Source organism: Streptomyces sp. NPDC048484, from assembly GCF_040651415.1.
GTDB lineage: Bacteria > Actinomycetota > Actinomycetes > Streptomycetales > Streptomycetaceae > Streptomyces.
Map to the genome: position 1 here is coordinate 1 of NZ_JBEZJY010000100.1, position 11,701 is coordinate 11,701.

An 11,701-nucleotide genomic window follows, 5' to 3' on the forward strand; every position below is an offset into this window, starting at 1 on the left:
TCCACCCCCGCACCCCGCCACCCAGTCGGCAAGAAACAATACAAAGTGGACAGGCCCCGACGCGGCGGAGCGAAGGAGGAGGCTTAAAGATCAAGTTTAGGGGGCGAGGAGCTGCGCGACCAGCCCGCAGCCTCCCGCAACGCCCGGACGCACCCGTCCCCGCCCCGCCCCTGCCCTGCTCTGCCCTGCCCTGCTCAAGCCCCGCGCAGCGGCCCGCAGCGGCTACCACTTGCCAGGCGCGTAATCCTTCAAGAAGACCCCGAACACGTCCTCGCCCTGTTCACCCCGCACGATCGGGTCGTACACCCGAGCCGCACCGTCGATCAGGTCCAGCGGCGCGTGGAAGCCCGCGTCGGCCAGCCGCATCTTGTCCGGGTGCGGCCGCTCGTCGGTGATCCAGCCGGTGTCGACGGCGGTCATCAGGATGCGGTCCTTCTCGAACATCTCCTGGGCGCTGGTGCGTGTGAGCATGTTGAGGGCGGCCTTGGCCATGTTGGTGTGCGGGTGGCCCGCGCCCTTGTAACCGCGGTTGAAGACGCCTTCCATGGCGGAGACGTTCACGATGTACGAGCGCCCGGCGCCCGCGGCCGCCATCGCCGCGCGCAGCCGGCTGATGAGGATGAACGGCGCGGTGGAGTTGCAGAGCTGGACCTCCAGAAGCTCGACCGGCGTGACCTCCTCGACGGCCTGGATCCAGCTGTTGGTGTCGTGCAGGTCGGGCACGAGGCCGCCCGCGTCGATGGCGGTACCGGCGGCGATCCGCTCCAGGGAGGCGGAGCCGGAGATGAGTGCGAGACCGGTGACGTCCTGAGCCGTCAGCGCGCCGCTCCCGGACACCGGCAGCGCGGACACGGCGCCGGAGCCGAAGGTGCCGATGACCTCGGCGGGCGGCAGTTCACCGGCGGGGAGCGGGCCCGACTCGGCGGCGAGCAGCTCGCTGTACGCCCCCGGGGAGCGGCGTACGGTCTGGGCGGCGTTGTTGATCAGGATGTCGAGCGGGCCCTCGGCGGCGACCGAGTCGGCGAGGGCGACGACCTGGGCGGGGTCGCGCAGGTCCAGGCCGACGATCTTCAGCCGGCCGATCCACTCGTCGCTGTCGGGCATGGCCTTGAAGCGGCGGATGGCGTCGTTCGGGAAGCGGGTGGTGATCGTGGTGTGGGCGCCGTCGCGCAGCAGCCTGAGCGCGATGTACATGCCGATCTTGGCGCGGCCGCCGGTGAGCAGCGCGCGCTTGCCGGTGAGGTCGGTGCGGGCGTCGCGGCGGGCGCGGTTCTCGGCGGCGCACTTCTGGCAGAGCTGGTGGTAGAAGTAGTCGACCTCGGTGTACCGGGTCTTGCAGGTGTAGCAGGAGCGGGGGCGCTGGAGTGTCCCCGCGATGGCGCCGGCCTCGGTCACGGACGACGGCAGGACGCCCTCGGTCTCGTCGTCGATGCGCTGGGCGGAGCCGGTGGCCGTGGCCTCGGTGACCGCCTTGTCGTGGGCGGTCTTGGCGGCCCTGCGCTCATGGCGGCGGCGCTGCTTGACCGAGCGGTAGATCCCCGCGGTGGCGCGGCGCACGGCGATCGCGTCGGGGTGGTCGACGTCGATCTTCTCCAGCTCGTCGAGCACGGCGAGGCAGACCGCCAGCCGCTCCGGGTCGATCCCGGGACCGTAGGAGCCGTACGAGCCGTCCGAACTCTCCGAGCCGTACGACCCCCCGGGAGTCTCCGAGCCGTACGGACCCTCCGGTGCCTCTGAGCCGTACGGACTCTCCGGGGCCTGTGCCGTGTCCACGGCGGGGGCCGCCTGGCTGTCCTCTGTCACCGTCATCGCCGTTGCCGTTCCTCGGGTTTTCGCGCGGCGCTCGAACCGCGCTCGCCTTCGAAGGCGGAATTTTACGGAGCGCGGGGCAAAGGCACCAAACCCGCGATGATCACCGGTCCTCCGCGGGCCCGTGGGATGCGGTCCCACGGGCCCCGCGAGCGACGGTTCAGGACACGCAGGCGGTGGTCAGCTCGGCGACCTCCGCAGTCAGCGCCTTGGCCAGCACGTCGAGGTCCGGGACGGCCTCCGCGTCGGCGACGAGCCCGTAGTGGACGCGCCCGCGGAACGTCGACACCGCGACCGCGAGGGCTTGGCCGCGGGCCAGCGGGGCGAGCGGGTACACCTCGGTCAGCGGGCAGCCGCCGAGCCTCATGCCGAGGCTGGGCAGCGGCACGCTGGTGACCAGGATGTCGAAGAGCAGCCGGGCCGCCTGGCCGACCACGGGCATGCCGAGCCGGTGGCCGAGCGCCGGGACGTGGTCGGCGAGCAGGGCGACGGCGCCCGCTCCCCGGTTGGGTCCCGCGTCCTTGTTGCGGTTCATGGCCGTACGCACGGTGGCGAGCCGGGCGAGCGGGTCCGGGTCGTCGACGGGAAGCCTCACCAGGTACCCGGAGAGCCGGTTGCCCTGCGGGTGCGCGGTGCGCGGGCGCCGCCGCGAGACGGGGATCAGGGCCCGGGGCGACACCCCTTCGCTGCCGTCCCCGCGCTCGTCCAGCCAGCGGCGCAGAGCGCCCGCGACGACGGCGATGAGGACATCGTTGACGGTGCCGCCCACGCTCTTGCGGATGGTGTGGATCTCGTCGAGCTCGACGGCCACGCCCGCGACGCGGCGGGTGCCGGTGGGCTCCGAGACCAGGGCGGGTGAGGATCGTACGCGCAAGGTGGCGCGGGCGACGGAGGCGCCGATGTCGAGGGCCCTGCCCAGGTCGGAGAGCGTGCCGCGGACGACTCCCGGCAACTTCCTCACGTCCGGGAGGAAGCCGCGCGCGGGCTCCTCGGGACGCGGGCGGGGCGCCGGCAGGTCCATGGGGTCGAGGACGGCCGCCGCGAGTGTCAGGGCCCGCAGCCCGTCGGCCAGCGCGTGGTGGAACTTGAAGAGCACAGCGAAGGAGGTCCCCTCCACGCCGGGCACGACATGGGCCTCCCACGGTGGCCTGTCTCGCTCCAGGGGTCGCTGCATGATCGCGCCGGCGGCGGCGTGGAAGTCCGCGACGGGCGCGTGCAGACGGACGTGGTCGAGCGGTTCGAAGTCGGCTACGGCCTCGCGGGCGGCGCCGCCGAAGGCGAGTGGCCTGCGCAGGTCGAAGGCGGGCGCCTGCCGCAGGTCGAGCGGCTGCCAGATGTCGCGGATCCGCATGCGCAGCCCGGGGACGCCGGCCGCGCGGGCCGCGAGCAGATCGGCGGCGTGCGCGGCCGCGGCGGGCGAGTTCGCCGTGAAGATCCCCAGTGCCGCGAGGTGCATGGGGTGCTCGGGCGACTCGATGTTCCAGAACGCCAGGTCGAGTGGTGCGAGAAGGTCAGAGTCAGAGATCCCTGCATTCAATGGCTTGGCTCTCGCGTCGACGACGGGTGAGTGAGCAGTCAATCCCGGCTGAACGATTACGGTCAAGTACGATCAAGCTACGCACAGTTAACAGCAGATTAAGTCCCGCTCCCTGCGACAGGAGCGGGACTCAGGTGACGCATGAGGCGCTGAGGAGTGGGCGACAGGCGCCGGGGAGTGGGCGACAGGCGCCGGGGAGTGGGCGACATCACCCCGGCGCCGGCGGTGCCGCGTCCGAAGCCGTGCCCCAGCCGGACAGGCGGTCGTACGCCATGAGACCGCTCGGTTCGCCCGACACGCCGGACATCCGCGGGTGAGCCGCGCCGCTGCCACTCCGGCAGCCCAACGCACCCCGCCGAAGAACAGGACTCACGGCACCTGCTGGCCCTTTCCGAGGGCGATCACGCCACCCTCGGACACCGTGTAGAGCTCCTGGTCCCGGTCAGGATTGACACCTATGGTCGCGCCCGGGGGTACCTGCACGTTCTTGTCGATGACCGCGCCGCGCACGACCGAGCCCCGGCCTATGTGCACGTTGTCGTGGAGGATCGACCCCTGGACGACGGCTCCCGGGTCGACGACGACGCCCGGGGAGAGGACCGAGCGTGTGACCTGGCCCCGGATCAGGCAGCCCGAGCTGATGATCGACTCGCTCGCGATGCCGCCGGCGTTGAACCGGGCGGGCGACAACTGGCCGGAGCTGGTGTAGATGGGCCAGCTGCGGTTGAAGAGGTTGAAGGCGGGCCGCTCGGCGATCAGGTCCATGTGGGCGTCGTAGTACGCGTCGAGGGTGCCCACGTCCCGCCAGTAGCCCTGGTCCCGGGTGGTCTCTCCGGGCACGTGGTTGTCGCTGAAGTCGTAGAGCCGGGCCTCGCCGCGGTCGGTGAGCTGGGGGAGGATCGAACCGCCCATGTCGTGTACCGAGTTCGCCTCCTCGGAGTCCCGCTGGAGCGCCTCTATCAGGGCCTTGGTGGTGAAGATGTAGTTGCCCATGGAGGCGAAGACACACTCGGGGTCGTCGTGCAGACCGGGCGGGTCCGTGGGCTTCTCCAGGAAACGCTCCACCGTCTGCCCGTCCGTGCCCGGGGTGATCACGCCGAAGGACGACGACTCGGACCGCGGGACGCGGATGCCGGCCACGGTCACGCCCGCGCCGCTGTCGACGTGCTGGGCGAGCATCTGGCGCGGGTCCATGCGGTAGACGTGGTCGGCGCCGAACACCGCGACGTACTCGGGCTGTTCGTCGTACACCAGGTTCAGGGACTGCAGGATCGCGTCGGCGCTGCCCAGGTACCAGCGCGGGCCGAGCCGCTGCTGGGCCGGGACGGGCGTCACGTAGTTGCCCAGCAGGCTGGACATCCGCCAGGTCGTGGTGACGTGCCGGTCGAGCGAGTGCGACTTGTACTGCGTCAGGACACAGATGCGCAGGATGTCGGCGTTGACGAGGTTGGACAGAACGAAGTCGACGAGGCGGTAGGTACCGCCGAACGTGACCGCTGGTTTGGCGCGGTCCGCGGTGAGGGGCATCAGGCGTTTGCCTTCTCCGCCCGCCAGCACGATCCCGAGCACCGAAGGTCCACCACGCCGCATGGTCGCTCCCCTACCCCTGGTTGATCCATGCCTGCCCCTGGGCCGGCCGGACTACGCCTGTCGGCCGGACTACGCCTGTTTGAGGATCTCCTCGTAGAGCCGGACCGTGCGCCTGGCGACGGCGGCCCAGCCGAACTCCCCCACCGCGCGCTCCCGCCCTGCCTCGCCCATCCGCCGGGCGGCCCCGGCATCCCCGAGGACCGAGTCCAGCGCCCGCGCGAGTCCCGTCTCGAAGTCCTCGTCCACGGTGACGAGTACCCCGGTTCTGCCGTCCTCAACGACCTCGGGAATCCCCCCGACCCGGGAGGCGACCACCGGGGTGCCGCAGGCCATCGCCTCCAGATTGACGATGCCGAGGGGCTCGTAGACCGAAGGACAGACGAACACGGCCGCGTGGGTGAGGAGTTGGATCACCTCCGGACGGGGCAGCATCTGCGGGATCCAGTGCACTCCCTCGCGGACCCGGCTCAGCTCCTCGAAGAGGACCCGGAACTCCTGGTCGATCTCCGGGGTGTCGGGCGCGCCCGCGCACAGCACGACCTGCGCGGCCGGGTCGATGTCGCGCACCGCGCGCAGCAGATGGGGCACGCCCTTCTGGCGGGTGATGCGGCCCACGAACAGCACGTACGGTCTGGAGGTGTCGAGGCCGATCCGGTCCAGGACGTCCGTGCCGTGATCGGGCCGGTAGAGGTTCGTGTCGATGCCGTTGTGCACGATGTGCACCTTCGCGGGGTCCAGGGACGGATAGCAGCCGAGGATGTCCTCGCGCATGGCCCCGGAGACGGCGATCACTCCGTCGGCGGCCTCGATCGCGGTGCGCTCGGCCCAGCCGGAGAGGGCGTAGCCGCCGCCCAGCTGCTCGGCCTTCCAGGGACGCAGCGGCTCCAGGGAGTGCGCGGTCATGACGTGCGGGATGCCGTGCAGCAGTTTCGCGAAGTGGCCGGCGAGGTTGGCGTACCAGGTGTGCGAGTGGACGAGTTGGCGGCCTTCCAGGGCGGCGGCCATCGAAAGGTCCACGGAGAAGGTACGCAACGCGTCGTTGGCGCCGTCGAGCACGGGCCAGGGCCGGTGCCGGACGACTCCGCCCGCGGCGCCCTCACCCCAGCAGTGCACGTCCAGGTCGGTGAGAGGCCTCAACTCCCGGGCCAGGAACTCGACATGGACCCCCGCTCCGCCGTAGACGTCCGGCGGATACTCCCGGGTCAGCAGTCCCACTCGCACCCGCGCCCCCCCTGTGTCACTGTCTCAGCGGCTGATGTCCACATGGTCACCCAGATGCGTCGGTTGGGGAAGACCGTGGTGCTCGCGTGAAGCAGCAGTCGCCGCACACTCCGCCGCCGGGTACCCGGTAATAGAGGCAGCAACTGCGCCGGCGGAAGGCTGTCCCGTCCAGGGTGCCGGTGTCTCTCAGGTCGGGGTGGTCGAGGAGTTCCGCGGCGAGGGCGCGGGCACGCTCTCCCACCTCGGCGCGGCCGTGGGCGGCGGCCCAGTGGTCGAGCTGACGTGCGGCGCCCACGAGGGCGGAGGCGGCGTTGCCCCACAGCAGGCCCGCGGCCACCGGATGCCGGGCCCGCAGCGCCGCCGAGAGGGGTTCCAGGTGGCCGTGGTGCACGAGCCGCCGGATCGTCACCGCGTCGCCGGGCAGCGCGTGCAGCTCGGACAGCCACAGGTCGTCGGGGGCGCTGCCGTCCGCGTCCCAGTGCAGCAGGAGCGGGTCGAGATCCGGTACCTGCCCGTGGAGCACGGCCGAACCCAGCGCCACCGACCACAGCCGGGCGGCAAGCCCCTGCTGCGCCACCGAGACCCCGATACGCACCTCCGGCGCGGCCAGCGAGTTCACGACCTTATGGACACGGAAAGTGAGCGGATCCGGATCGGCGGTGACGTTTCGTGTCGCATAGACCTCCGCGAGCGTCGGCAGCACACGCCTCTTGCGCTGCCCTTTGCCCTGTTCCGTGCGCTGCCCTGTGCGCAGGGCGAAGAACCCCCCGAGCGATTCGAGCGCGGCAAGCCCATTGAGGTCGAGGTCCGGATCGAGATTCACAAAGACCAAGTACACCAAGGGGGCATAACGGCGCCACAAGGCGGGTTGAACCTGATGTCACCCGACCTGGGGAGGACACGACGCAAGACGTACTCCATCGGCAGTAGGACCCAATGACTGCTCAGGTACGACGACACGGGACCTTTTGCGAGGGATCGTATTAACCATGGAAGCCGACCGTTCGCCGCACCGGACACTTCGCTCGACTGAGCACGTCCGCCACACACAGAGGAGCGACACATGAGCGCACTCGTGCTGTCTGTGGTGCTCTCTCTCGTCTCCGCCGTCGCCTACGCCGGCGGGGCCATCGTGCAGGAACGCGTCGCGGCGACCGCGCCTGACCGTACGTACGCCCCCATGCGCCACCTCGCCTGGTGGGCCGCGGTGGGTCTCAACGCCCTCGGCGCGCTGCTGCACGTCGTGGCGCTGGCCTACGGGCCGCTCAGCCTGGTCCAGCCGCTGGGCGCGCTGACCATCGTGTTCGCACTGCCCATGGCGGCCGTCTTCGTCCGCCGCAGGGCCGGGGCGACCGCCTGGCGCGGCGCGATCATGGCGGCGGTCGGCCTGGCCGGGCTGCTGGCCCTGGTCGGCACGGCCGACTCGCAGTCCCTGAGCAGCACCCAGCGCGTCGTGGTGGCCGTGGTCACCGGCGGCGCGGTGGTCGCGCTGATGACGGCGGCCCGCGCGGTGCACCGTCACCCGGCCGTGCGCAGCGTGCTGCTGGCCATCGCGGCGGGTGTCGCCTTCGGTATGTCCTCGGTGTTCACGAAGACCGTCGCGGTGGACTGGACGGGGGGCGTCTCGCTCGCCGACCTGCCGAGCCTCGCCGTGATCGGTGTCCTGGCGACCGCGGGAATGCTGCTGTCCCAGGCCTCCTACCGGGGCGCCGGACTCACGGCCCCGCTGGCCACGCTGACCGTCGTGAACCCGATCGTGGCCGCCGCGGTGGGCCTCACGATGTTCGGCGAGACGTTCCGCTACGGCGAGACGGGCACGATGCTCGCCCTGGGCTGTGGAGTCGTCGCCGCGGGCGGTCTGATCCTCCTCACCACGGAGCGGCTCGGCGGCACGGAGCGTACGCGGCCGGTTCCGTCGGCGGCGCCGGCGTCGGCGACGGCAACCGGAGCGGCGTCCCTGGCCATGGAGACACCCGTGGAAGCCGCGCCGAGCCCGTTCGAGAAGACCGCGGTGCTCCCCGAGCAGACCGTTTCCGCGGAGCGACGCGTCTCCTCGGCAGGGGTGCGGCACAGGGCGCTCACGGCGGCGGGCGTACGAGAAGAAGCGTTCACGGCGGCCGGCGTACGGGAGGAGTCGACGCTCGCGCACGCCGGCGTACGGGAGGAGACGCTGACCTCCGCCGACGTACCCGGTATGCGGGAGGGAGCACTCACGGCAGCGGCCGGGATGCTCGCGTCCTCCGGGCGGGAGGGTGCCCTTGTGCCGCCGCCCGGATCCAACGGGCCTCCGCCGCCCGGCGGTGCGCCGGGCGGCTCGGGCGGCTCGGGCGGGAACGCGTGGCCCAACGGCGCCTATTACGGCATTCCGTGCCCGCCCCTCCTGCTGCCCGCCCCGATGATGCGGCGCTCCTGCGTCAAATCCTGACGCCACCCGCGCGCAGGTAGGCGACGGGGTCGACGTCGCTGCCGAAACCGGGCCCCGTCCGCACCTCGAAGTGCAGATGTGGGCCCGAGCTGTTGCCCGTGGAGCCCGAGCGGCCTATGCGCTGGCCGCCCCCCACGCTCTGCCCCGCCTTCACGGAGATCGCGGACAGATGGGCGTACTGGGTGTAGCGGCCGTCGCCGTGCCGGATCACCACCTGGTAGCCGAAGGACCCGCCCCATCCCGCGGTCACCACGCTGCCCGCCCCGACCGCCTTGACGGACGTGCCGGTCGATACCGGGAAGTCGACGCCCGTGTGGTAACCCTTCGACCAGGAGGAGCCGGCGGCGTGGTACGGCGTTCCGGTGCCGGCGCTCACCGGGGCGGTGAGGGTGTCCCTGACCGTCTGGGTCTTCTTCTCCGCCTTCTCCTCGGTCTTCTCCTCTTTCTTTTCCTTCTTTTCCTTCGTCTCCGTCTTCTCCACCTTGTCGGGCGAGGACGTGGAGGTGCCGCTCGTCCCGGACCCGGCCTTCGTGCGCAGGCTCAGCCGCTGGCCGGGAACGATCAGATCGGGGTCGGCGCCGACGGTCTTGCGGTTGGCCTCGTACAACTGCCGCCAGCCGCCCGGTACGTCACGGGTGCCCGCGATGCCGGAGAGCGTGTCGCCGCCGACGACCGTGTACATCTCGGCGGTGCCGGCCCGCGACTGGGGCGTGGTCTGCGGCTGTACGTCGACCTTGCGCTTGGTGGTCTGCGTGGAGGTGCCCGAGGGGCTGATGTCGGGGCTGTCGCCACCGCGGGTGAGCCCCGCCTGTTCCGAGCAGACGGGCCAGGCACGCGGCCCCTGACTCTTGAGGACCTTCTCGGCGACGGCGATCTGCTGGTCCTTGGTGGCGAGGTCGGCACGTGCCGCGTAGGCCCCGCCGCCGTAGGCCCCCCAGGTGGACTGGCTGAACTGGAGCCCGCCGTAGTAGCCGTTGCCCGTGTTGATGTTCCAGTTGTTGGTGGACTCGCAGGCGGCGACCTTGTTCCACGTGTCCACATCGGCCGCGTTCGCGACGCCGGTACCGATGAGCGGTATCGCCATACCGACACCGCCCACCGTGACGGTGAGTGACGCTCGGTTGATCCTGTTGGGCTGATACCGGCGGTGCCTGCCGCGTACGACCATGATGGTGCCCCCTCGACAAGCGTCAGGAGCGGCAAAAGTAAACGCTCCTAACAGGCCATGACAAGAGGGCAATCAGCCTCCCTATCCCGCCAAGTGACCAGGAATGCACCTTCGTTCATGACTGTTGGTGTGTATGCCGGTGGCAGGCGTGACGGCGAAGTTCCCCCGAGCACTGAGGCGGGGGCACCTCTTCTGCGTACACACCATCGGCAAGGCAGGATGTGCGGTCGGAGAACCGGCAAGTCAGGATGGTCGAGCGGGCAATACTGGCGGGCAGGACCGGCACCACTGATTCAGGATCTTAGGAGCCAAACCGTATGAGCAACTCAGCGCAGATCGGCGTCACGGGACTCGCGGTGATGGGGCGCAATCTCGCCCGTAACTTCGCGCGGAACGGATACGCCGTCGCCCTGCACAACCGGACAGCGGCGCGCACGCACGCGCTGGTGAAGGAGTTCGGCAGTGAGGGCACCTTCGTCGCGACGGAGACCGCCAAGGAGTTCGTGGACGCGCTGGAGCGGCCCCGCCGCCTGGTGATCATGGTGAAGGCCGGTGAGCCGACCGACGCGGTGATCCAGGAGTTCGCCCCGCTCCTGGAGCCGGGCGACATGATCATCGACGGGGGCAACGCGCACTTCGCGGACACCCGGCGCCGGGAGCACGACCTGCGCGAGCAGGGCATCCACTTCGTCGGCGCGGGTATCTCCGGCGGCGAGGAGGGCGCGCTCAACGGCCCGAGCATCATGCCGGGCGGTCCGGTCGAGTCGTACGAGTCGCTCGGTCCGATGCTGGAGAAGATCTCCGCGAAGGCCGAGGACGGCGCGCCGTGTGTCACGCACGTCGGTCCCGACGGTGCCGGGCACTTCGTGAAGATGGTGCACAACGGCATCGAGTACGCGGACATGCAGCTGATCGGCGAGGCGTACCAGCTGCTGCGTGACGTGGCCGGCTACTCCCCCGCGCAGATCACCGACATCTTCCGCACCTGGAACACCGGACGGCTCGACTCGTACCTGATCGAGATCACCGCCGAGGTCCTGTCGCACGTGGACGCGGCGACGGGCAAGCCCTTCGTGGACGTGGTCCAGGACCAGGCCGAGCAGAAGGGCACCGGCCGCTGGACCGTACAGATCGCGCTGGACCTGGGCGTGCCGGTGTCGGGCATCGCCGAGGCGGTCTTCGCCCGGTCGCTGTCGGGCCACAGCTCGCTGCGCGAGGCCTCGCGCGGGCTCGCGGGACCGACGGCGAGCGCGCTGAGCGAGTCCGAGGCATCGGCCTTCGCCGACCAGGTGGAGCAGGCGCTGTACGCGTCGAAGATCGTGTCCTACACGCAGGGGTTCCACCAGCTCTCGGCCGCCAGCGCCGAGTACGACTGGAACATCGACCTGGGCGCGGTCGCCTCGATCTGGCGCGGGGGCTGCATCATCCGGGCGGCGTTCCTCGACCGGATCCGCGCCGCCTACGACGCCCGCGCGGATCTGCCGAGCCTGCTCTCCGACGACACGTTCGCGCAGGAGATCGGGGCGGCTCAGGACGACTGGCGCGCGGTGCTCGTCTCCGCCGTGCAGCAGGGGGTGCCCACGCCCGGCTTCGCGGCGGCGCTGGCGTACTACGACGCGCTCCGTGCCGAGCGGTTGCCCGCGGCGCTCACGCAGGGACAGCGGGACTACTTCGGGGCGCACACGTACCGGCGGACCGACCGGGAGGGGTCGTTCCACACGCTGTGGGGCGGGGACCGGTCCGAGGTCTCTGGCTGACGCGCCTCGCGCGCGGGCTGCGCGGCGCGGGCGCGAGGCGCGGGCTGCGGGCGGGTGGCCGCACGATGTCGCAGCCCCGCGCCGCTGAAAACCGGCGGCGGGGGGGGGGGCGGGGGCGGGGGGGGGGGCGCCCCCGCCCCGGCGGCGGCCGGCCGCCCCCGCGCGGGGCACGCGCCCCGCCGGCGCGCCCCCCG

Annotated in this window: 8 protein-coding genes; 2 read left to right on the plus strand and 6 right to left on the minus strand. The window is 71.1% G+C overall.

Annotated elements, in window-relative coordinates; translation table 11 throughout:
• Positions 1 to 222 precede the first annotated feature (222 nt).
• The 5 genes from AB0D14_RS44170 to AB0D14_RS44190 all read right to left on the minus strand — a co-directional run bounded on the left by AB0D14_RS44170 (position 223) and on the right by AB0D14_RS44190 (position 6,980).
• A complete protein-coding gene (locus AB0D14_RS44170) occupies positions 223 to 1,809 on the minus strand; it encodes an SDR family NAD(P)-dependent oxidoreductase (RefSeq protein ID WP_362790965.1) in 1,587 nt (528 codons plus the stop codon).
• 160 nt (positions 1,810 to 1,969) lie between these two features.
• Positions 1,970 to 3,346: a wax ester/triacylglycerol synthase family O-acyltransferase gene (locus AB0D14_RS44175; RefSeq protein WP_362790968.1), complete on the minus strand. Its 1,377-nt coding sequence runs from the start codon at positions 3,344 to 3,346 to the stop codon at positions 1,970 to 1,972.
• A 369-nt stretch (positions 3,347 to 3,715) separates the two neighbouring features.
• Positions 3,716 to 4,936 carry a glucose-1-phosphate adenylyltransferase gene (gene glgC / locus AB0D14_RS44180; RefSeq protein ID WP_362790971.1) on the minus strand — a complete coding sequence of 407 codons (1,221 nt, stop codon included), beginning with the start codon at positions 4,934 to 4,936 and terminating at the stop codon, positions 3,716 to 3,718.
• A gap of 69 nt (positions 4,937 to 5,005) precedes the next feature.
• Positions 5,006 to 6,157 carry a glycogen synthase gene (glgA, locus tag AB0D14_RS44185; RefSeq protein WP_362790974.1) on the minus strand — a complete coding sequence of 384 codons (1,152 nt, stop codon included), beginning with the start codon at positions 6,155 to 6,157 and terminating at the stop codon, positions 5,006 to 5,008.
• Between the two features lie 46 nt (positions 6,158 to 6,203).
• Complete coding sequence (locus AB0D14_RS44190; protein ID WP_362790977.1) at positions 6,204 to 6,980, minus strand: (2Fe-2S)-binding protein; 777 nt, start codon at positions 6,978 to 6,980, stop codon at positions 6,204 to 6,206.
• A 240-nt stretch (positions 6,981 to 7,220) separates the two neighbouring features.
• On the opposite strand from AB0D14_RS44190, the gene AB0D14_RS44195 reads away from it, so the two are divergent.
• On the plus strand, positions 7,221 to 8,582 hold the full coding sequence (locus AB0D14_RS44195) for a DMT family transporter (protein ID WP_362790980.1): 1,362 nt from the start codon (positions 7,221 to 7,223) through the stop codon (positions 8,580 to 8,582).
• On the opposite strand, the gene AB0D14_RS44200 is transcribed toward AB0D14_RS44195, so the two are convergent.
• The gene (locus tag AB0D14_RS44200; protein WP_362790982.1) at positions 8,572 to 9,750 is read right to left on the minus strand and encodes a transglycosylase family protein; all 1,179 of its coding nucleotides are present in this window, start codon (positions 9,748 to 9,750) and stop codon (positions 8,572 to 8,574) included. The two genes, AB0D14_RS44195 and AB0D14_RS44200, sit on opposite strands and share 11 nt — an antisense overlap.
• A gap of 317 nt (positions 9,751 to 10,067) precedes the next feature.
• Between AB0D14_RS44200 and gndA the strand changes: the two genes are divergently transcribed.
• On the plus strand, positions 10,068 to 11,507 hold the full coding sequence (gene gndA / locus AB0D14_RS44205; protein WP_362790984.1) for an NADP-dependent phosphogluconate dehydrogenase: 1,440 nt from the start codon (positions 10,068 to 10,070) through the stop codon (positions 11,505 to 11,507).
• Positions 11,508 to 11,701: the final 194 nt, after the last annotated feature.